Here is a 21,616-nt window from a genome sequence, read left to right as displayed (position 1 = left end):
GGTGCAGCCAGACCACGGCCGCACCGGTTTCTTCTTGTATGAAGGCTGAGCGATGCTGCCAGCGCCGTAGTCGCCGCACACGAGCCGTCTATCGTCCGCGGTAAACCAGGATATCAGGCAGAAAAACGAGACTCTTAATCAGCCACGAGAAAGGCGCTGGAAAATCGGTGCGGAAGCGGTTCGAGCGCATGGCTTTCGCGACGCGTTCGGCTGCCGCCTCGGGCGACATTAGCATCGGCATGCGAAAGTTGTTCTTCTCGGTCAGCCGGGTCTTGATGAAGCCGGGGTTGACGAGGCGAACCACAATCTCGCTGCCCTTCAGATCATGCCGCATGGTTTCTGCAAGGCTCACCAGCGCGGCCTTGCTGGCGCCGTAGCCGATCGCGGCGGGTAGGCCCCGATACCCGGCCAGCGAACCGATCAAGGTGATGTCTCCACGCCCCGTGCGGACCATTTGCGGCACGACCTCGCCCATAACGCGCATCGCACCGATGAAGTTCACGTCGCACATTGCCAGAGCGGCATCTGTATCCCAGTCGGTTGCCCGCAGCGGTGCATAGGCGCCCGCATTGTAGATAACACCGTCGAACGGGCCTACCGAGGCGACCGCGCGCCGCACAGACTGTTGATCAGTCACATCGAACGCAACGACGCGTGCCCCGGTAAGTTCGGCTGCGAGTGAGTTAAGCCGCGCCTCGTCCCGCGCCGACAGGACCAGTCGCGCGCCATCGCGGTCCAGATGCCGCGCCAAAGCCCGGCCAAGGCCTTCGCTTGCCCCAACGAGCCAGTAAGTCTTGCCAGCGAGCCCCGTCACTTCCTACGCTCCTGCACTGTCGAGCTGTTGGAAACCAGTGCTATGGGTGGTGGAGGTGCTTTGAGAAACGGCGCGCGTTTCCACCAGAGTACCACCGCCTGCCAATGGATCAGCGCCACGACCCGCCCCGCGCCGAACGGGCGGCGGAAGGCGGCCCAGAACAATGACATGCTGGTGGCTGGACGGCGGGCGCCGCTGAGGGTCGCGATCACGCCGTCCTCACCGTTTCCGTAGAATATCCGTATGCGGATGGCGTCTTCGGATAAGGCGAATTTGAACCGATATTGACCTGCCACCTTCTGAAATGGCGACACGTGCATCAGTTTGGTGGCAGTGACCGTGTCGCTTGCGGCGATCGGACGGAAATCGTCATGCGCGCAGAAATAGCAGTGCCTGTGGCCGAACGTGTTGTTGACCTCGGCGATGAAGGCACAGGGCACGCCCTGCCTCGTCGCGATCCAGAAGCTGACCGGGTTGAAGTGAAACCACAGAAAGCTTGGCTGAGTCAGCAGCAGCAGGCGCGCGCCCGCAAGCGGGAACTGGCGTTTTGTGAGCTCTTTTCGGAACCAATGGAAACCGCTTCCCGCTTTTCGCCGCCCGCCATTGTGCCGGTCCCAGAGAGACCAGAGATTGAACCGGTTGCGTGACAGGAGCCAAGGACGCTCTTTCGCGTCGCTGTCGCACAGAATGTAGTCGACAGAGTAGCGGAAGGCGTTCTTCAACGCTCCGCGCCGTGCATGTGTCGTCTGACCCTGAATGTGCTCAATCATGACGATCAGTATACGACCGGCGTTCGGTTTTGGATCATATAACCTGATCAGGCTGCTGCATTCATTGATCCAGATCCGGAACTCTTGCGTATTCCTTTGGAAAAGCACGGTGGGATGAGAAATGTGTTTGATCACCAGAGCACGAGCCGGAAGCGGATCGCGATTGTCGGCAGCGGAATTTCGGGCCTGTCGGCAGCCTATTACCTATCGCCAGACCATGACGTGACCTTGTTCGAGGCGGCGCATCGTCTTGGGGGGCATGCACGCACGGTCCTTGCCGGAAGAAACGGTGACCAGCCGGTCGATACCGGCTTCATCGTGTTCAATTACGTAACCTATCCGAACCTGACCCGGCTTTTCCGCGAACTCGATGTCCCGGTCATCAAGAGCGAGATGAGCTTCGGGGCAAGTATCGACAATGGCAGGATCGAATACGGCCTGAACAATATGCGCAGCATCCTCGCGCAGAAGCGCAACATCCTGCGACCCGCATATTACCGGATGATCGCCGACATCGTCCGGTTCGGGAAGCAGGCGGAACTGGCGGCTGATTGCGACGATAAAACAATCGGCGAACTCGTCGATGAACTCCGTTTCGGTGATTGGTTCCGAAACTATTATCTTATGCCAATGTGTGGGGCGATCTGGTCGACACCCTCCACGGATGTCGGACGGTTTCCGGCGCGTTCTTTGATCCGCTTTTTCAAGAATCATGCTCTGCTGGCCGGCAGCAGCCAGCACCAATGGTGGACAGTGAAAGGCGGGAGTATCGAATATGTCCGACGCATCGAAGCTGCCCTTCGCGTGCGCGGATGCAGGATCCGGACTGGACAACCCGTCATCGGCATCGAGCGGTTTTCGTTTGGCGTCACCCTCAAGACCGCCAATTGCGAGGCCGAGAATTTCGATGAGGTAATCTTTGCTTGTCATTCCGATCAGGCCCTCACCATTCTGGGGGGATCGGCGACCGGCTCGGAGGCTGATGCGCTTTCGCGGATTAGGTACCAATCAAACCGTGCAGTGCTGCATCGCGACCCCAATCAGATGCCTAGAAGGCGCGCCAGCTGGTCCAGTTGGGCATATCGGTCTCAGGACGGCGCGGTTGGCGTGACCTACTGGATGAACAGGCTGCAGAACATACCCGAAAACGATCCTCTGTTCGTAACCCTCAACCCGTCCTGCGATATACCGGCCGAGCACATCTATGACGACGTCAGTTTCTCCCATCCGGTGTTCGACCAGTCGGCACTTTGCGCTCAAGCCAGGGTTCGTGCGATGCAGGGGGAAAACCATACTTGGTTCGTCGGCGCCTATAACCGTTACGGCTTTCACGAAGACGGCATAGCAAGCGCGATGCGCGTTGTCCGCATGATCAACCAAGACACTCAGCAGAAAGACCCAAAGGATGTATCTTACCAACCGAGCGCTGAAATCGCAGTTCCTGTCGACTTGCGAACGTCTGCGTGACGGGCAACTGACGCTGAGAACGCCCGAAGGCGACACGCATCGATTTGGCGCGACCGGGCCAGAGGCCGAGATGATCATACGGGACTGGTCCGCCGTCTCAGCCATGGCGGCGCATGGGCAGGTCGGCTTGGGCGAGGCCTATGTTCAGGGCTTGTGGGACACGCCGTCAGTCGAAACACTGATGACGGTTGCGATGTGCAACCGGGACGAAATGGGCGCCTATGATCATGCCGGCCCGTTCACACGCGCGAAGTTCCGCCTTGTCGATACGGTGCTGCGCGCCAATTCGCGCCGCGGGGCGACCCGCAACATCCGGTCGCATTACGATGTCGGCAACGAATTCTACCAACTTTGGCTTGATGAGGGGATGACCTATTCTTCGGGCCTGTTCGCGGACGGCGACGATGACCTTGGGCGCGCGCAGCACCGCAAGAATGCCCGCGCCCTGTCCCGGCTGGGCGGCGGTGCGCGCGTTCTGGAGATCGGTTGCGGATGGGGCGGCTTTGCGGAACAGGCGGCGGGGGATGGTCGCGATGTGACCGGTGTCACGATCTCACGCAATCAGCAGAGTTATGCGGAATGCAGGCTCGATGGACGCGCCGACATTCAGCTCATGGACTACCGCGACATTCGCGGGCAGTACGACAACATCGTCTCGATCGAGATGATCGAGGCTGTCGGCGCACGCTACTGGCCCTGCTACTTTTCGGTTCTAAAACGGAATCTGGCCGAGGGCGGGCGCGCGCTTTTGCAGATCATTACAGTGTCCGACCGCTTCTTTGAAACCTACCGGACATCCTCGGACTATATCCGTCAATATGTGTTTCCAGGCGGCATGCTTCTGTCCGACACCGTGATTGCCGAACAGGCCGGGAATGCAGGCCTTCAGCTGCGGGACAGTTTCGCATTCGGACCGGACTATGCCCGAACGTGCCGCCGGTGGTCCGAACGTATGTCCGCGCAGAAGTCTCGCATTGATGAACTGGGATACGGCGAGACGTTCTTCCGCAACTGGAAGTACTACCTTGAGATCTGCACCGCCTCTTTCGCGGTCGGGCACACCAACGTCGTGCAGGTGGAGCTGGCCCATGCCTAGGCTGCTGCTGTCGCTCGTCCTTCTGCTCTGCCCGATGATCGCGCAGGCCGTTCCGGTGTCATCGGCCTTTCCCGGCGCCGAAATGCGCGGTGAGGCGACGCTGCGCTTTTTGGGGCTGCCCTTGTACCAGGCGCGCCTCTACACGCCTGCGGGCCGCGCGCTCGACTGGCAAGAAGACATGGCGCTGGAACTCACCTACCTTCGCAGATTGAGCGAAACCGATCTGGTCGAGGCGACATTGCGCGAATTCAGCCGCACCGGCGGGCCGCTGCCGCTGCGGGATCAACTGCTGAACTGCTACGACGATGTTGGCAGGGGCGACCGGTATCTTGCGGTCTCAAACGGCCCGGACGAGGTCCTGTTCTCGCGAAACGGCCAGCGCATGTGCGCGCTGTCCCATCCCCGGATCAAGCAACGCTTCATGGCAATCTTTCTGGGCGACGACACACGGTCGCCCAGCTTCACCCGCAGACTGCGCGGCCAATGATGGTCTACCCCCGGGTCAGCCTCTATGCGCTCATGCTGGCGGCTGCCGGTATCCCGCTCTATATCCATCTGCCGCGGTTTGCGTCGGTCGAACTTGATATTGCACTTGGCACGATTGGGACCGTCCTACTGGTGATCCGCCTGATCGACCTTGTGCAGGACCCGCTCATTGGTTGGGCCATCGACCGGTGGTCCGGTGGCCAGAGCCTGTTTGCCCTTTCAGCCGCAACTGGGCTGGCCATCGGATTTCCGCTGCTTTTCACGCTTCGGCCCGGGCCGCATGTGGTCGCGGAACTGGCGGCGGTCCTCATCCTTCTGTTTTCGGCCTACAGCCTTGGTACGATCCTGCTGTATGGACGCAGCGCAACGCTTGCCGCGCGCCCCGACCCGCACGAGCTCATGACGCTTGCAGCCTATCGCGAAGGGGGCATGCTGGGTGGTGTCGTGATCGCGGCGATTGCGCCGTCGCTGCTGTTTGGCATGGGGGCCTCGGGTCAGGGATATCCCGCATTCGGCATCCTTCTTGGCGCAATCGCGATCATTGCAGCCGTTCTGACCCGGCCGATCTGGCGCCGCAAACCGGTAATTGGTGAGGGGCTGTCTCTGCCCGGCATGGCCCGGGCGGGGGCGCTCAGACTCCTCGCCATCGCGCTGGTGAACAGTCTGCCTGTGGCCATCACCTCGACCCTGTTCCTGTTCTTCGTCGAAGACCGCCTTGAACTTCCAGGAAAGGCAGGTCCGCTTCTGGTTCTCTTCTTCCTCTTTGCAGGGTTAAGCGTTCCTGTCTGGACTCGGGCCAGCCATCGGGTGGGGCCAAAGAAAACCTTGCTGATAGCGATGCCACTTGCCGTTCTGGGCTTTGTCGGTGCGGCCTTTCTGGCGCCGGGAAACCTGTTCGGTTTCGCGCTGATCTGCATCGCGTCCGGGGCGGCACTTGGCGCCGATATGGTCATCCTGCCAGCCATGTTCTCGGTCGCGCTGACGGCGGCCGGACTTAACGCCTCGACAGCCTTCGGCATCTGGTCCTTTGCAGGTAAGCTCGGTCTGGCATTTGCCGCATTCGCAGTCCTTCCCCTGCTTGGCCAGAGCGGCTTTGTCCCTGGCCAGCCCAACAGTCCGGAAGCCTTGGCCACGCTAAATATCGCCTATGCCACCGTGCCCTGCGTGCTGAAACTTTTCGCGATTGGCATGGTCCTCGCGCTGCCTTCAAAGGAAGAAAGCTTATGAAAATCGCCGTTGCCATCCTGATTCTTTTCGTCGTGGGGATTGCTGCAAAATCCCTTTTCCTGAGTTTCAGCTCCCAGACCCCAGCCGACTATACCGGTACCGGACCTGCCTTTTCCCTTAAAGAGCATCTGTCGGGTCCTATCCTCTCTGAAGGGGTGATCTTTGGGCCGACAGGCAAGATGACTAATACCTTCGTTGCAGAAATGGTCGGCGAATGGCACGGAGACACCGGCACGCTGAGTGAGCATTTCGTCTATTCCAATGGTGTTGAGCAAAGCCGCAAATGGTATCTGAACCTTGGCCCCGACAACACGTTCACGGCAACTGCGGATGATATCGTGGGTGAGGCGCAGGGCATCGTGTCGGGGGCGACCGTGATGCTGCGCTACAAGATTGTGCTGCCGCCAGACTCGGGGGGCCACACGCTGTCGGCAACCGACTGGATGTACCTGACACGTGAAGGCGCCATAATGAACAAGTCCGAAATGCGCAAGTTCGGCATCAAAGTCGCCGAACTTGTAGCCACTATGCGTCCGGTGCCAGGAGACTAATTCGAACTCGTGTCAGTGAGGACAGTGACGCTGTCCCTTATGCCGCGCAGAGACCACGCCACTCGGCAAGAGCAACGGCGGGTCTTGTCAGGGAAACTTGGCTTGAGATGTGACAAGTCGGTGGCTAGGGTCAGGACTCGTTCTCGCGTCATAGCCAGAACATGACGGTTGCGGCGAGGGCGACGGCCGAAAGGAAGACCTTTGGACACCTGTCGTAGCGGGTGCCGACCCTGCACCAATCCTTCAAGCGACCGAACATGATCTCGATCCTGTTGCGTCGTTTGGCGGTGCTGGGAGACCAATGCGAACCAGTCTCTACTAAAGGGGCGGCGCGCGAGAACACTCGGGGACCCCGGGAGATTTCCTAACTTTCTGACTTTTCTCGGTTTTGATCGAGCAAAGCGACTTCGAACTGAACGTCGCTCCACTCAGAAGTTCCGCGTACCTGGCGCGAAAACCCGCCTACTCATTCTCTGCCGTCCCTGGCACGGAAGCTTCCAAGAGGGCGTCCAGGGCCTCGAGCACTTGCAGCAGGGTTTCACGGGTTTGGTGAAGCCCCGCCACGACCCGCAGCTCCGACCGTCCGGACAACGCGAGCACTGCGGCAGCGACCTCGTCCGAGTTCCGGAGAAGCCCGAGCAGATGCTCCCCGGCCGAACCTTGCGACCCCGCAAACCAGTTCTTCGCTGTGCGCTCCGAGACACCTGTCCAATTCATCGCTGTCTTGATCGCCCGATGGGAGCCACCGAGTTTTCGCCTCAGAGCACAAGCCCCGCAAGGATACCCAGGGCCACCCAGAGGGTCAGCCAGCGTTCAAAGAGGCTCATGTCGGGTCCTTGGTTGTCGGCAGGGCTTCAGCGCCGTCTCGAACTCCGATTTGACGGATCATCCTGCAAGGATCAAGCTCGCTTCTGGCACAGGTGCAGACAAGTGCAGCGTAAACTGCGGAGGACGAAGTGCTCACTAGGCGAAGCGCAATACTGGCGGGCGGGGCTTTCTGCGCGGCGCCCATGGTGCATGCGCAAGGCGATGCGCCGTTCCGTTTTGCCCTGACTCCAGTCTTTCTGGACAACGACGCCGCGGTGATCTCCGCGCTCCGCACCGCTTTGGGCGAGGCCATGGGGCGCGAGATCGAACTTGTGCAGCGACGCACCTATCAGGAAATCTCCGGCGCCTTGCTGGATGGATCGGTCGATGCGGCCTGGACCTGCGGCTATCCCTATCTGCAGCACCGCGATCAGCTCTCGTTGTTGGGGGTGCCGGTCTGGCGGGGCGCGCCGCTCTATCAGTCCTACCTGATCGTCGCTGCCGACGATGCCGCGACCAGTCTGGCCGATCTGCGAGGTGGCGCACATGCCTTTTCGGACCCCGACAGCAATTCCGGTTACCTTGTCACCGCATCGGACCTGGCCCGGATCGGAGCCACACCAGAGGAGTTCTTTTCGCGGTCGATCTTCACCTACGGGCACCGCAATGTCGTGCGCGCGGTTGCCGGGGGCCTGACCCGGTCCGGCAGCGTCGATGGCTATGTCTGGGAGGTACTGAACAGTGTCGAGCCCGGCCTGACGGCTCGCACGCGGGTGATTTCGCGATCCGAGGATCTGGGATTTCCGCCGTTCGTCGCACGCAACGACCGGATGGAAGAGGCCGGCATCATGTCCTGCAGGACTGCGCTGCAAGGCCTGGACAAGGCGGACGAGGGCAAGGAGGTTCTTCGACTGCTGTTCCTTGATGCCGTTGTCCCGGCGGACCCGGCGCTGTTCGACGGCATCGCGGCACGCATGGCCGCATTGCCTGGCGGATGATTGCATTGCCGCGCTTTCGCAACTTGCCAGTGACTGTCCGCGTGCCTCTGATCACAGCCGCGCTGATGATTGTCCTTGCGCTGGTCGCCAGCCAGAGTGTGCTGGGCGCGCTTGGCCGGGTGCAGGATGCGCGCCTGTCCGAAACCGCGCGGCTGCATGTCGAAGGCCTTGCGGTTGCGCTCGGTCCTTCCGTCCTGCGGCAGGATGTGTGGGAGGTCTACGACATTCTGGACCGCGCGCGCCAAGCCAATGACGGACAGCGGCTCTTGCTGACAGTGGTGGCGGATGAACGGGGGCGGGTGCTGGCGGCGACCGATCCCCGTCGTGCGCCAGTGGGCGAGGATGCGGCAGAGTTCGGCCTTGGCGCCGTGGCTCCGGAGGCGGTGCGGATGACGGGCGATCCCGAGCTGCGGGTCACCTCTCCCCTGCAGTATCAGGGACGAACCATCGGTGGGATCGTCACCGAGCTGGATGTGACGGACCTTCTGGCCGAGCGGCGCCAGGTGACGCTGTGGCTTCTGTTCGGCAACGCGCTGGCGACAGGGGTGCTGGCCTTTGGCGGCTGGCTTGCGGTTGCGCGCATCCTTCGGCCGGTCGGTGCGCTCGTCCAGGCGATGGACGCCTCGGACGGGGCTCCGCGCCCGATCCCGACGACCGAAATTCCCCATGGCGACCCCGGCCTCGCGCGGTTGATCGAGACTTACAACCAGATGACCACCGCGGTTGAGGAACGGGCCGAGGCGGAACGTCGACTCGCCGACCGCGAACGCTTCGTCAGTCTCGGGCGGCTTTCGTCGGCCCTGGCACACGAAGTGAACAACCCGCTGGGCGGTCTCTTGAACGCCGCAGACACGATCAGCACCTACGCCGACCGACCTGATGTCGTGCGCCAATCGGCCGAACTGATGCAGCGCGGTCTTGGGCACCTGCGTGATGTCACGCGGGCGATGCTGGACCAGAACCGGCTGGACCGCGCCGGGCAACCCTTGCGGCCCGAGGATTTCGAGGACCTGCGGCTGTTGTTCGAGCCCGAGGCGCACAGCCGCAATCTGGCGCTGGAGTGGGAAGTGGAGGCAGGCGCCGAGGCCCTTGCCAGCCAACCCGCCGCGCCGGTGCGACAGGTCGCGCTTAACCTTCTCTTGAACGCCGGGGCCGCTGCCGGAAAGGGTGGAGAGGTCGGTCTCAAGGTCAGCAATGGCGGAGAGCGGCTGTCAATCGCGGTCAGCAATACGGGCAACGCGATGGGCGAAGCCGATCTAAGGCGCCTTCTGGCCTCCGGCCCGCTGCCTCCGGGTGGTGGTGTCGGCTTGCGGTTGGTACATGACATCGTGTCTGGGCTTGGCGGCACGCTGCACCACGACCGGGCCGACGGGCGGACGGTGATCCGAGTCGACCTGCCTGCGACGGGGGCCGGCCATGCTTGAAGGCCGCCGCATCGTTCTGGTCGAGGATGATGAGATCATGGGGGCCTCTCTTCTCCAGCGCCTGACGCTGGAGGGGGCCGAGGTGCAGTGGCACCGCCAGATTGCCCGCGCTCTGCCCGCGATCCGCACGCCGCGCAAAAGCCTCGACGCGGTCATCTGCGACATTCGCCTGCCCGACGGGACGGGGGAAGAGCTTTACGACACCCTGACCCGCACCTCGCATCCGCCGCCCTTCCTGTTCATCACCGGGCAGGGCGGGATTGACCAGGCCGTGCGGCTGATCCGGTCGGGGGCCGCGGACTACATCGCCAAGCCTTTCGACATCGCGGCGTTCCTGACCCGGCTGGCAACCGTCATGCGACCGCGCGCGGATCAGGAGATGCCGCCCGAAACCGGCATCACCGCTGCTGCCCGCATCGTGGACCGCCAGGTGGCCGAGGCGGCGGCCCGCGACACACCAGTTCTGATCCGGGGCGCTCAGGGGCTGGGCAAGCTGCGGCTGGCACGTCGCGTCCATGACCTGTCCGAGCGTCGCGCCGCGCCGATCTTGGTCTGCAACGCCTTGCGCGACCGGGTTGGCGCGGCGGAGCTGGAAGCGGCGACTGACAAGGTCGGCGAGGGCACTTTTGTGGTGGTAGGGATCGCCGATCTGGACCCCGCCGCGCAGGCCTGCTTGATGGCCGCCCTAAGGGCACCAGCGTTCAGGCTGATTGCCACCCTTGGGCCGCAACGCGACGATGCTGCTCAGGGCTTGCGGGCCGACCTTCTGTCCCTGCTGCAGTCGCACGAAATCGTCGTTCCCTCCTTGGCGGATAGGCCCGACGACGCGGTCTGGCTGGCGGCCCAGCTTTTCCCCGGCCTGAACGCCCGCAGACAGGTCCCGCTGATCGGGATCGCGGCCACGGCGGAAGAGGCGATCCGGGCATATGGCTGGCCCGGTAACGGACGCGAGGTGCGCGCCCGGTTGATGCGGGCCGTCGAGACGGCGGAAGGCGGGATGGTGATGACCGCCGACCTCTTCCCGGAACGCGCGGCCGACGAGGCGATGCGCCCCCTTTCCGAAGTCCGCGATGCTGCGGAAAAGGCGCAGATCATGGCGGCACTCGACCGGACCCATGGGCAGGTCGGCGAAGCGGCGCGGCTTCTGCGGGTTTCGCGGACGACGCTTTGGGAGAAGATGCAGAAGCTTGGCCTCTGAAGGCTGACCCATGTTCGGAAATCCGAACGCCCAAAAATAGTGCAGTTTCAGAACCACTTGCCGCGTTGCAGCAGGGCCATCATCGACGCCCGGTGCAGGCCGCGCCTGCGCTAGCCTTGGACAAAAGGGAGCCAAGGGAGGTTAGCCACCATGAAATGCAACCGGTTGGTCGATGTCGGCCGCCGCCAGTTCCTGCGCGGGGGGGTTCTCGGCGCGGCAGGAGCTGCGGCGGCAACGGTCTTGCCCGCAGGGCAGGCACAGGCGCAGTCACTTGCCATGCTGGACTATCCGTCCACCAAGCTTGGCAACATCGCGGATCTGAAGGTGAACGAGCCGATGGACATCGGCTATCCGGACGCCGACAGCCCCGGGATCCTGCTCAAGCTGGGCACGGCGGTGGAAGGCGGTGCCGGGCCGGACGGCGATATCGTCGCCTATTCGGTCCTCTGCCCGCACAAGGGCTTTGTGATGTCCTACCACGGGGCCGACAAGACGCTGAACTGCCCGGGGCACTTCAGCCGCTTCGATTGCGAAAAGGGCGGCCAACAGGTCTGGGGCCATGCCACGCAGAACCTGCCGCAGTTCGCGCTGCAGGTGGACGACAAGGGCGACATCTATGCGACCGGTGCAGACGAGCTGATCTACGGCCGCCTGTCCAACGTGCTGCAAGGGTAAGGGGGCGATCATGGCTTACAAACGCAACATCGACCGCCTGCCGATCATTCCCGCAGGCGCCAAGGAGCACAACGTCACCTGCCACTACTGCATCGTCGGCTGTGGCTACAAAGCCTATACCTGGCCCTTGAAGACGCAAGGAAGGGTCGACAGCAACTGGATCGGCGAGGATCTGTCCAAGCAGCAGGGCGCCGAGACCGAGGCCTGGTATGCGCCCTCGATGTACAACGTGGTCAAGCAGAACGGCCAGGACGTGCATCTGGTCATCAAGCCGGACGTGGCCTGCGAGGTGAACTCGGGCCTTGGCTCGGTGCGCGGTGCGCGGATGGCCGAGAACCGGCGGTCGGACATCACCGGCACGCAGGCACAACGCCTGACCGAGCCGATGGTCTGGCGCTATGGCACCTGGCAGCCGACATCTTGGGACGACGCGCTGGACCTTGTCGCCCGGGTGACGGCCCGCGTGATCGACAAGGACAGCGAGAACGATCTTTACGTGTCCATGTTCGACCACGGTGGCAGCGCGGGTGGCTACGAGAACACCTGGGGCACCGGCAAGCTCTACTTTGGCGCGATGAAGGTGAAGCACTGCCGAATCCACAACCGCCCCGCCTACAACTCGGAAGTGCACAGCACCCGCGATATGGGTGTGGACGAGCTGAACTACTCCTACTCGGACTATCAGGTTGCCGACACGATCATGCTGGTCGGCACCAACCCGATGGAGTGTCAGACCAACCTGTACCTGAACCATATGGTCAAGGGGATGCAGAACGGGGCGAAGGTGATCGTCGTCGATCCCCGCCGCACCGTGACGGTGGACAGCTGCGAACAGGTCGCGGGCGCCGAGAACGTGCTGCATCTGGCGATTGCCAGCGGGTCGGACCTTGCGCTTTTCAACACGCTTTTCACCTACATCGCCGATCAAGGCTGGGTGGACGCAAACTTCATCGCCACGTCGACCTTCCAGGGCGACGTGGCGGTGCCCGAAGACGCCGCGCATCCGGCGGCATTGGGGTCGTTCGAGGCGGCGAAAGCGGCCTGCAAGATGAGCCTCGCAGATGGCGCGGCCGTCACTGGCCTGTCTGAGGCGCAGATCATCCAGGCCGCCGAGTGGATCGCCAAGCCCAAGGACGACGGCAGCCGTCGCAAGACGGTGACCGGCTATGAGAAGGGCATCATCTGGGGCAACGACAACTACCGCGTCATCGGCGCCCTGGTGAACATCGGTCTGGCGACCGGCAACATCGGCCGCGAAGGCGGTGGCGTCTGCCGTCTGGGAGGCCACCAGGAGGGTTACTTCCGCCCCTCGGACGCCCATGTCGGGCGCCCTGCCCCCTACATCGACCAGCTGATCATCGCGGGCGGCGGCAAGGTCCACCACATCTGGGCCAACGACCATTACAAGACCACGCTCAACGCTGCCGAGTTCAAGCGGGTCTACAACCGGCGCACCAACATGGTGAAGGAAGCGATGGATGCCCGTGCCGGGGCCACGCGCGAGGAACTGGTCGATGCCATCGTCGGCGCGATCAACGCGGGCGGTATCTTCTCGGTCAACGTCGACATCATCCACAGCCAGATCGGCCAGGCCGCGCATGTGATCCTTCCGGCGGTGGAATCGGGCGAGATGAACCTGACCTCGATGAACGGTGAACGTCGCTTGCGGCTGGTCGAGAAATACATGGATGCCCCCGGCTCGGCCCAGCCCGACTGCATCATCGCGGCCCGGCTGGCCAACCATCTGGAACGGGTGCTGCGCGAGGATGGCCGCGCCGAATACGCCGATCAGTTCAAGGGTTTTGACTGGAAGACCGAGGAAGACGCCTTCATGGACGGCTACAACTCCGGCAACCCGGAGGTGACCTACGAACGCCTGCGGGCGGCGGGCAACAACGGCGTGCAGGAGCCGGTCAAGGGCTACGAGAACGGCGCGCTGGTCGGAACCAAGCGGCTGTATGAGGACGGCGTCTTCACGCGCCACGGCCGCGAGGACGGCAAAGCCCTGTTCTGCCTCGGCTCTTGGCGGGGTCTGCAAGCGCCCGGCAAGGCGCAGCAGCAAGCGAACCACCGCTTCCTGATCAACAACGGGCGGGCGAACCTGAACTGGCAGAACTGGTTCCTTGATCAGAAGAACGACTTCGTGATGGACCGCCTGCCGGTCCCCTTCATCCAGATCCATCCCGACGACATGACCGAACTTGGCCTCAAACCAGGTGACATGGTCGAAGTGTTCAACGACGTCGGTGCCACTCAGGCGCTTGCCTATCCCGAACCGACCGCGCGGAAGAACGAGACCTTCATGGTCTTCGGGGCGCCGAATGGCGCGCAGGGCAACGTCATCAACGCCGGTACCAACGAGCTGATCCTGCCGAACTACAAGCAGACCTGGGCCAACATCCGCAAGATTTCGGATGCGACCCCGGCTGCGGCGCGGGTGTCCTACAAGTCGTGGGAAGTGGAACTCTGAAGACCAGGCCCGTCCGGTCACTCCGGGCGGGCCGCTCCGCATTGGAGAGGCAGATGCGCATAGCCTATGTCAGCCTGCAGGGCAGGGGACGGACTGACCAACTGATCGCCGAGGTCGCGGACAGGCTGACCGCAAGGAGCCTGCGACTTGCCGGAACCGTGCAGTCGAACCACGAACGCCCCGACCGTAAGAAATGCGACATGGACCTGCGGGTGCTGCCCGATGGCCCTGTCGTCCGCATCAGCGAGGACCGGGGCGAATTGGCGCGTGGCTGCATTCTTGACAGCGGCGCGCTGGAACAGACCGTGCATGAAGTCGAACGCAGGCTTGACGGCGCAGACATCCTGATCGTCAACAAGTTCGGCAAGCGCGAAGCCGAAGGCAAAGGGCTTGCTCCGGTGATCGCCGAAGCCCTGCATCGCGGCTTGCCGGTGCTTGTCGGGGTGAACGGGCTGAACCTTGCGGCCCTTCTGTCATTTGCCGAGGAAGACATCCAGGGTCTTCCCACCAATGCCGAGGCGGTCGCCGACTGGTGCCTTGCGGGCGTGGTTCGTCTGCCAGCCTGAGGCGGCTCAGGTCAGCGTCAACAGCTTCGAAATGCCCACCGGCGGCTCGGCCTGAAAGGGCAGCAGAAACATCCGCCGCGCCAGACCGCCCTTGAGGCGGGCGATCTGTGCCGCCTCTCCGGCGATGCGGCGCTGGAGCAGCGGATCGCGCGTTCCCGTCCGGGCCAGTGACCGGTTCACCACCCAGGCCCAGGGCTCGATCTTCGCGCGGCGAAGGTCCTCTTGCAAGCTGGCTGCCTCGGACACTGGCGTCGTTTCGGGCAGAGCCACAAGGATCACCCGGGTATAGTCCGGGTCCTGCAACCGCATCAGCGGCGTGATGATCCGCCCCTGTGCGGTGCCCATGTCCTGCGTCATCTGGCGGTGATAGGCCCCCGTCGCGTCCAGCAGCAGAAGCGTGTGGCCCGTGGGCGCCGTATCCATCACGACAAAGGCTCCCCGCGCCTCGGCGACGATGCGGGAAAAGGCGTGGAACACCGCGACCTCCTCGGTGCAGGGCGAGGCGAGGTCTTCGCGCAAGAGAGCCCGGTCGGCCTCGTCCATGTCGCGGCCCTTGGTGGCGATGACCTTCTCGACATAGCGCGCGGTTTCGGCGACCGGGTCGATCCGGTCGACCGCCAGCCCCTGCAGGCTGCCATCCACCACCAGCGCCACATGGGCGGCGGGGTCGGTCGTCGTCAGATGCACCTTGTGGCCGCGCTTCACCAGGCCCACGGCCACGGCGGCTGCGACCGTCGTCTTGCCGACGCCGCCCTTGCCCATGACCATGACCAGCCCGCGCCCGGCTTTGGCCAGGTCGTCGACCATCGTGTCCAGCCCCGCGCCATCGATCCCATCGGCAACAGTCATTCCTGCCGCCGGAACCTCGTCGCGGAACAAGGCCCGAAGGGCGGGCAGGCCCACCATGTCGAACGACCGCAGCGGCACCTCGTCCCGTGGCAGCTTGGCCAGGTTCTCAGGCAGCGCCGCGATCACCGCCGCCTGATCCCGCGCCAGACCTTCGGCCACCGGGTCGCCATGGACCGAGGCGCGGAAGACGCCGTTGATCACCAGCCGCTGATTGCAAAGGCCCAGGGCGCGCAACTCGTCCGAGGTCCGCGCTGCCTCACGTACGGCACCGCGATCTGCCCGTGTTACAAGGACGATTGCTGTCTGGTCGGGATCGGCCAGCGCCTGCAAGGCGGTGCGGAACCGTTCCTCCTGCATCTTCAGCCCGGAGTGCGGCCCAAGGCAGGATGCCCCCCGGTCATTGCCCTGCAGAAACCCCGTCCAGGCTCGCGGCAAACTGAGGAGCCGCAGCGTGTGCCCAGTCGGTGCCGTGTCGAAAATCACGTGGTCGAAGCCCTTCGCATCCCCCGCCAGAAGCCCCACGAACTCGTCAAACGCTGCGATCTCGGTGGTGCATGCGCCCGAAAGCTGCTCGCGCACGGTGGCACGATCCACCTCGTCTGCAGTAGGCCCAAGCTGGTCGATCACGCGCAATCGGTAGTCCTCGGCAGCCTTGTCCGGGTCGATGTTCATGGCCATAAGGCCCAAAGCGCCGGGTATCGCGGTCGGCCGATCTGCAAGCGCCACGCCAAGCATCTCGTCCAGGTTCGAGGCCGGGTCGGTGCTGACCAGAAGGACCCGCTTGCCGCCATCAGCCAGCGAAAGCGCGATAGCGCAGCTGAGCGACGTCTTGCCGACCCCACCCTTGCCGGTAAAGAACAGGAATCGAGTCGTGTCTGCGAGAGGATCGGCGGTCGCCACGGCTACAGCCTCACTATCGTTTTCATACGCTTATCCCATTGCACCAACGACGGACCGCGTCGATGACCTGAATCAAGCCATGGGGAGAGGCGATGAGGTGTGCGACATCTCGCGGGGATGGCCGGGTGTCCGAAGGGCAGCTAGGGGCCGAGAGTGACCGAGAGGACGCATCGGGCGGACAGTGGACGTTCGCATTCAACTGTTACGGGATGTATTCCCGATCAGCTTTTCGTTCAGCCGAAGAAGAATCTTCATAATCGCCCCCTTCTCTTCGAAACTTGAGTCACGGGGCTAAACGGCTGAACACATGTCGAGTTGTCCTAAGCCAGACCAAGGCGCTTCGCCCTGAACCAGATTATCGACGCTAGTGAGAATTGGCGCGTCCGGCCACTGTCATAGAACCTTCATTGGACACCACGGAATATTCCAGTAATCGGGAATTATGGAACGGAATCGCGCTGCTCTTGCCTTCGCCACGCTCGGCCATCCGGGTCGGCTGGCCGTTCTTCGCCTGCTGATGCGATTTGCCCCGCAAGGCGTGCGCCCTACCGAGATCTCCGAGGCGCTAGGCCTCAAACAGAATACTCTATCGCACCACCTGGCCGACCTTACAGCTTCTGGCTTGGTAGGTGTCGAGCGGCGGGGCCGGTCGCTGTTCTATGCGGTCGATCTTGACGCCACTGAGGCGCTGATCGGCTACCTCGCGCTGGACGTGGGCCGAGCGCGGCCTGACCTCCTGGCCTCCATCACTTCAGGAAAGGACCCTGCCATGCGGGATACCGATTTCGACGTGCTCTTCATCTGTTCGGGCAACTCGGCCCGGTCGATCTTTGCCGAGGCGCTTCTGCGCGATCTGGGCAAGGGCAAGTTCCAGGCGTTCTCTGCCGGATATCGCGCCGATACTGTGCCGAACCCGATGGCGCTGGACGTGCTGCAGCGCAACGGGCACGAAATCGGCGGCCTGCGGTCCAAGCATGTGTCCGAGTTCCAGAAGCCGGGCTCGGTCGTAATGGATTTCGTCTTCACCGTCTGCGACACCTCGGCGGCGGAGGAATGCCCGCCCTGGCCGGGGCAGCCGATCACCGGGCACTGGGGGCTGCCGGACCCGGTGAAGGCAACGGGGACCGACGCCGAAAAGGCGCTGGTCTTCGCCCAGACCTATGCCGCCCTGCTCCGCCGGATCGCGGCCTTCGTGGAACTGCCGTTCGAAAGCCTGAGCCGTCTGTCCCTGCAGTCCCGCGTCGACGCCATCGGCCTGGACGCGCAAGAGAAGGCCTGACCGATGCCACGCATTGCGCTGAATGGCCTGGGCCGGATTGGAAAGCTTGCGCTCCGCGACCTGATCGACACGGGCGCGGGGGGCGAGATCGTGCTGGTGAACGATCCCGTGGGGGATGCCGAACAGCATGCCCTGCTGATGGAGTTCGACAGCGTTCATGGCCGCTGGCGGACGCCCGTTGCGGCGGGCGAGGGGGCGTTGGTGCTGGATGGCAGGAAGGTCCGGCTCAACCATGAGAAGACCATCGAGGCGCTGCCATTGGCCGAAATGGGTGTTGATCTGGTGATCGACTGTACGGGGGTCTTCAAGACGGCGGTCAAGGTCGCGCCCTATTATGCAGCGGGGGTGAAGAAGGTCGTCGTCAGTGCTCCGGCCAAGGATGAAGGCGCGCTGAATCTGGTCTATGGGGTGAACCATCAGCTGTATGACGGGTCACAACGGCTGGTTACGGCGGCAAGCTGCACGACGAACTGCCTCGCCCCGGTGGTCAAGGTGATCCATGAGGGGATCGGGATTCGGCACGGGTCGATCACGACGATCCATGACGTGACCAACACCCAGACAATCGTCGACCGCCCGGCGAAGGACATGCGGCGGGCGCGGTCGGCGCTGATGAACCTGATCCCGACGACGACCGGATCGGCCACGGCGATCACGCTGATCTATCCCGAGCTGAAGGGTCGGCTGAATGGTCATGCGGTTCGGGTGCCGCTGCTCAACGCCTCCCTCACCGACTGCGTGTTCGAGGTGGAGCGGGCGACGACTGTAGAAGAGGTGAACGCCCTCTTCGCCGATGCTGCGGCAGGGCCGCTGAAAGGGATCCTTGGGTTCGAGACCCGTCCGCTGGTGTCCTCGGACTTCACCAACGATCCGCGGTCGTCCATCGTCGACGGGCCGTCCACCATGGTCATCAACGGCACTCAGGTGAAGGTCTATGCCTGGTACGACAACGAATGGGGTTATGCCTGCCGCCTGGCAGACATCGTGCGGATGGTGGCGGGGTCGATGTGACGGTTGCGAACCCGATCCGGGCCTATGCGGCGGTGACGGCGGCCTATTGGGCCTTTATGATGTCGGACGGCGCCTTGCGGATGCTGGTGCTGCTGCACTTCAATTCGCTGGGCTTCACGCCGATCCAGCTAGCCTGGCTGTTCCTGCTGTATGAACTGGCGGGGATCGTGACAAACCTTGCCGCCGGTTGGCTGGCGGCGCGGTTCGGGCTGGCGGCGACGTTGTATGGTGGATTGGCGCTGCAGATCGGCGCGCTGGTGGCACTGGCGCAGCTGGACCCTTCATGGGGTGTCGCGGCGTCAGTCGCCTTCGTGATGGCGGTGCAGGGCGTCTCGGGGGTGGCCAAGGACCTGGCGAAGATGTCGTCGAAATCCGCCGTCAAGCTGCTTGCGCCCAAGGTGGAGGGGGGCCTTTTCCGCTGGGTGGCAGTGCTGACCGGGTCGAAGAACGCGGTGAAAGGGCTTGGGTTCTTTCTGGGCGCGGCGCTGTTGGCGCTGGCGGGGTTAGAAGGTGCGGTCTGGGGGATGGCGGTGGTGCTCGCGGTGATCCTATTCGCCGTGGCCCTGTTCCTGCCTGCAGGCCTGCCGGGGAAGATGAAGTCAGAGGAAGCCTGGGGCGGCTGGCAGTCAAAGGACAAGCGGGTGAACCGGCTAAGCCTTGCCCGCCTATTCCTCTTCGGCGCGCGGGACGTCTGGTTCGTCGTCGGCATCCCGGTCTATTTCCAGGCCGTCCTGTCCGATGGGACGCCAGAGGGGCGGCGCGAAGCTTTCTTCTTGATCGGTGGGTTCCTGGCGCTTTGGATCATCGCCTATGGCGGGGTACAGGCCGCCGCCCCGCGCATTCTTGGCGGCAAGTCACAGCCCGACGCCGAGACGGTTCGAAAGGCGATCCGCTGGGCCGGGTTTCTGGTGCCGATCCCGTTCCTTCTGGCCGGGGCTGCCTGGGCGGCAGGAGAGACTTCGGGCTTGCTGACCGCGACGCTGATCTGCGGGCTTCTTCTCTTCGGCTTTGTCTTTGCAATCAATTCATCAGTCCATTCCTACTTGATCCTCGCCTTCGGGTCAGCCGAGCGGATCACGCGGGACGTGGGGTTCTATTACATGGCCAATGCGGCGGGGAGGCTGATCGGGACGCTGCTCTCGGGCCTAAGCTATCAGATCGGCGGGCTGCCCCTTTGCCTTGGCACAGCGGGCTTTATGGCACTGGCCAGTTGGCTAGCAGCGCGGCGACTTCGGATAGGCTAGCCATGACAGGTCGAAGGTCCGCTTAGGGCCGTTGTCGAAGGCCAAGCGTGCACGGCAAACCGCATCATCGGTCTGGCGCCCACAACAAAGAAGCGTGTGCCTAAAGCGTTTTTGAGTTGTGCGGTTCTATGAGGGGTGGGGATCGAAAATCAGAAATTATAGTATTAATAACAATAGTATGTGGCGGAGTGGAAGGGATTCGAACCCTCGAGACGGTTTCCCGTCTGCACCCTTAGCAGGGGTGTGCCTTCGACCACTCGGCCACCACTCCGCCGACCCGTTTAATGGCTAAGTCGGTAGGCGGCAAGAGGCGAAGGGCGGATGATGGTGCGGCGATCGATTTTTGTGTTACCGGACGTATCTAGGGGGCGGTAGGCAGCGACCGAGCTGTCTCATGCAGCGCGGCGCGATGATTTTGCGGTTTTCCTCGTGGCGCCCATCGGGCATATATCGGGCCGCAATCGACAGGTGATCCCCATGCACGACATCCGCGCCATCCGCGACACTCCCGCTGAATTCGACCGCCGCCTGACGCGGCGCCCGGGGTCGCAAGCGATGTCGTCTGCGATCCTCGCGATCGACGAGGCGCGGCGCGCGCAGATCCTTGCGGCGGAAACCGCGCAGGCGGCGCAGAATGCGGCATCCAAGGAGGTGGGGGCAGCCAAGGCACGCGGCGATGAGGCGGAGTTTGAGCGCCTGCGTGCGCTTGTTGCCGAAAAGAAGGCCGAGATCGCGCGCCTTGGCGAAGAGGCGGTTGCGAAGGACGAGGAACTGCGCCAGCTTCTGCTGACCATTCCGAACCTGCCCTTGGACGAGGTTCCAGACGGCAAGGACGAGCAGGACAACCGGGAAATCCGCCGCTGGGGGACGCCCGGCACCTTTTCTTTCCGACCGCGTGAACATTACGACATTCCGGGCGTGAAGGCGGGGATGGATTTCGAAACCGCCGCCAAGCTTTCCGGCAGCCGCTTCGTGGTGCTCAAGGGCGCGGTCGCGCGCATCCACCGGGCGCTGGCGCAATTCATGCTCGACCTGCACACCGGCGAACACGGCCTGACCGAGACGATGACCCCCGTCCTCGTGAAGGAAGAGGCGATGTATGGCACCAATCAGTTGCCGAAGTTCGCGGAGGACAGCTATCAGACCACCAATGGCTGGTGGCTGATCCCGACGTCGGAGGTCACGCTGACCAACACGGTCGCGGGCGATATCCTAGAGGAAGCCGCGTTGCCGATCCGCATGACCTCGCACACCCAATGTTTCCGCTCCGAGGCGGGCAGCGCGGGCAAGGATACGGCGGGCATGCTGCGCCAGCACCAGTTCGAGAAGGTCGAGATGGTGTCGATCACCACGCCCGACACCTCGCTTGCTGAACATGAGCGGATGACGAAATGCGCGGAAGCGGTGCTGGAACGGCTGGGCCTGCCCTACCGCACCATAGTCCTTTGCACCGGCGACATGGGTTTCGGTGCGCAGAAGACCCATGATCTGGAGGTCTGGCTGCCGGGGCAGAACAGCTACCGCGAAATCTCCTCCGTCTCGGTCTGCGGCGATTTCCAGGCGCGGCGGATGAATGCGCGCTTCCGGCCCCAAGGTGGCGGCAAGCCCGAATTCGTCCATACGCTGAACGGGTCTGGTCTTGCCGTTGGCCGGTGCCTGATCGCCGTTCTGGAAAACGGCCAGACCGAGGACGGCGGTGTCCTGCTGCCGCAGGCGCTGTCGCCCTGGCTTGGCGGCCGGTCGCGGCTGACGCCTGCGGGCGAACTTGTCTGATCAAGTGTCCT

At 63.3% G+C, this 21,616-nt stretch carries 18 protein-coding genes, 1 tRNA gene and 1 pseudogene; 15 read left to right on the top strand and 5 right to left on the bottom strand.

Annotated features, from left to right (window positions below):
• Positions 1 to 88: 88 nt before the first annotated feature.
• Positions 89 to 814 (bottom strand): SDR family NAD(P)-dependent oxidoreductase, encoded by a 726-nt coding sequence (locus OU426_RS09700; protein ID WP_267633748.1) that lies wholly within the window; start codon positions 812 to 814, stop codon positions 89 to 91.
• Entirely contained in the window at positions 811 to 1,719 is a 909-nt protein-coding gene (locus tag OU426_RS09695; protein ID WP_324289807.1) for a DUF1365 domain-containing protein, read from the bottom strand. Before OU426_RS09695 ends, OU426_RS09700 begins: the two co-directional genes overlap by 4 nt.
• On the opposite strand from OU426_RS09695, the gene OU426_RS09690 reads away from it, so the two are divergent.
• From OU426_RS09690 to OU426_RS09670, 5 genes are read left to right on the top strand one after another with little or no spacing between them, the layout of a single operon-like run.
• Positions 1,699 to 3,051, top strand: a complete 1,353-nt coding sequence (locus OU426_RS09690; protein WP_420712582.1) for an NAD(P)/FAD-dependent oxidoreductase — start codon at positions 1,699 to 1,701, stop codon at positions 3,049 to 3,051. The two genes, OU426_RS09695 and OU426_RS09690, sit on opposite strands and share 21 nt — an antisense overlap.
• A complete protein-coding gene (locus OU426_RS09685; RefSeq protein WP_267633746.1) occupies positions 2,990 to 4,147 on the top strand; it encodes an SAM-dependent methyltransferase in 1,158 nt (385 codons plus the stop codon). Before OU426_RS09690 ends, OU426_RS09685 begins: the two co-directional genes overlap by 62 nt.
• Positions 4,140 to 4,634 carry a hypothetical protein gene (locus OU426_RS09680; RefSeq protein ID WP_267633745.1) on the top strand — a complete coding sequence of 165 codons (495 nt, stop codon included), beginning with the start codon at positions 4,140 to 4,142 and terminating at the stop codon, positions 4,632 to 4,634. Before OU426_RS09685 ends, OU426_RS09680 begins: the two co-directional genes overlap by 8 nt.
• Positions 4,634 to 5,860, top strand: a complete 1,227-nt coding sequence (locus OU426_RS09675; RefSeq protein ID WP_267633807.1) for an MFS transporter — start codon at positions 4,634 to 4,636, stop codon at positions 5,858 to 5,860. Before OU426_RS09680 ends, OU426_RS09675 begins: the two co-directional genes overlap by 1 nt.
• Entirely contained in the window at positions 5,857 to 6,411 is a 555-nt protein-coding gene (locus OU426_RS09670) for a DUF3833 domain-containing protein (RefSeq protein ID WP_267633744.1), read from the top strand. Before OU426_RS09675 ends, OU426_RS09670 begins: the two co-directional genes overlap by 4 nt.
• Positions 6,412 to 6,559: 148 nt before the next feature.
• Here the strand turns inward: OU426_RS09670 and OU426_RS09665 are convergent.
• Positions 6,560 to 6,694, bottom strand: a pseudogene (locus OU426_RS09665) (transposase); the annotation flags it as partial.
• 673 nt (positions 6,695 to 7,367) lie between these two features.
• On the opposite strand from OU426_RS09665, the gene OU426_RS09660 reads away from it, so the two are divergent.
• From OU426_RS09660 to OU426_RS09635, 6 genes are all read left to right on the top strand, one after another.
• Positions 7,368 to 8,216 carry a substrate-binding domain-containing protein gene (locus OU426_RS09660; RefSeq protein ID WP_267633743.1) on the top strand — a complete coding sequence of 283 codons (849 nt, stop codon included), beginning with the start codon at positions 7,368 to 7,370 and terminating at the stop codon, positions 8,214 to 8,216.
• 41 nt (positions 8,217 to 8,257) lie between these two features.
• The gene (locus tag OU426_RS09655) at positions 8,258 to 9,640 is read left to right on the top strand and encodes an ATP-binding protein (RefSeq protein ID WP_267633742.1); all 1,383 of its coding nucleotides are present in this window, start codon (positions 8,258 to 8,260) and stop codon (positions 9,638 to 9,640) included.
• Complete coding sequence (locus OU426_RS09650) at positions 9,633 to 10,838, top strand: sigma-54-dependent transcriptional regulator (protein ID WP_267633741.1); 1,206 nt, start codon at positions 9,633 to 9,635, stop codon at positions 10,836 to 10,838. The genes OU426_RS09655 and OU426_RS09650 overlap by 8 nt, the downstream gene beginning before the upstream one ends.
• A 150-nt stretch (positions 10,839 to 10,988) precedes the next feature.
• Entirely contained in the window at positions 10,989 to 11,513 is a 525-nt protein-coding gene (locus OU426_RS09645; protein WP_267633740.1) for an arsenate reductase (azurin) small subunit, read from the top strand.
• A 10-nt stretch (positions 11,514 to 11,523) separates the two neighbouring features.
• Entirely contained in the window at positions 11,524 to 13,983 is a 2,460-nt protein-coding gene (locus OU426_RS09640; RefSeq protein WP_267633738.1) for an arsenate reductase (azurin) large subunit, read from the top strand.
• Between the two features lie 53 nt (positions 13,984 to 14,036).
• Positions 14,037 to 14,549, top strand: coding sequence for a DUF2478 domain-containing protein (locus OU426_RS09635; RefSeq protein ID WP_267633737.1), 513 nt, complete (start codon positions 14,037 to 14,039; stop codon positions 14,547 to 14,549).
• A gap of 6 nt (positions 14,550 to 14,555) precedes the next feature.
• Here the strand turns inward: OU426_RS09635 and arsA are convergent, their stop codons facing one another.
• On the bottom strand, positions 14,556 to 16,298 hold the full coding sequence (gene arsA / locus OU426_RS09630; protein ID WP_267633736.1) for an arsenical pump-driving ATPase: 1,743 nt from the start codon (positions 16,296 to 16,298) through the stop codon (positions 14,556 to 14,558).
• A 442-nt stretch (positions 16,299 to 16,740) separates the two neighbouring features.
• Between arsA and OU426_RS09625 the strand changes: the two genes are divergently transcribed.
• The 3 genes from OU426_RS09625 to arsJ are packed head-to-tail and all read left to right on the top strand — an operon-like array spanning position 16,741 to position 19,832.
• Positions 16,741 to 17,577: a metalloregulator ArsR/SmtB family transcription factor gene (locus tag OU426_RS09625; protein WP_267633735.1), complete on the top strand. Its 837-nt coding sequence runs from the start codon at positions 16,741 to 16,743 to the stop codon at positions 17,575 to 17,577.
• Positions 17,578 to 17,580: 3 nt separating this feature from the next.
• Entirely contained in the window at positions 17,581 to 18,588 is a 1,008-nt protein-coding gene (locus OU426_RS09620) for an ArsJ-associated glyceraldehyde-3-phosphate dehydrogenase (protein WP_267633734.1), read from the top strand.
• Entirely contained in the window at positions 18,585 to 19,832 is a 1,248-nt protein-coding gene (arsJ, locus tag OU426_RS09615; protein ID WP_267633733.1) for an organoarsenical effux MFS transporter ArsJ, read from the top strand. The genes OU426_RS09620 and arsJ overlap by 4 nt, the downstream gene beginning before the upstream one ends.
• 181 nt (positions 19,833 to 20,013) lie before the next feature.
• Here arsJ and OU426_RS09610 read toward each other — a convergent pair.
• Positions 20,014 to 20,103, bottom strand: a tRNA-Ser gene (locus tag OU426_RS09610).
• Between the two features lie 206 nt (positions 20,104 to 20,309).
• Here OU426_RS09610 and serS point away from each other — a divergent pair.
• A complete protein-coding gene (gene serS / locus OU426_RS09605) occupies positions 20,310 to 21,605 on the top strand; it encodes a serine--tRNA ligase (protein WP_267633732.1) in 1,296 nt (431 codons plus the stop codon).
• The last annotated feature ends 11 nt before the right edge of the window (positions 21,606 to 21,616 follow it).

Source organism: Frigidibacter sp. RF13 (assembly GCF_026626305.1).
GTDB lineage: Bacteria > Pseudomonadota > Alphaproteobacteria > Rhodobacterales > Rhodobacteraceae > TMP-24.
The sequence above is the reverse complement of the archived record's forward strand: the minus strand, read 5'-3'. Positions and strand labels throughout refer to the sequence as shown.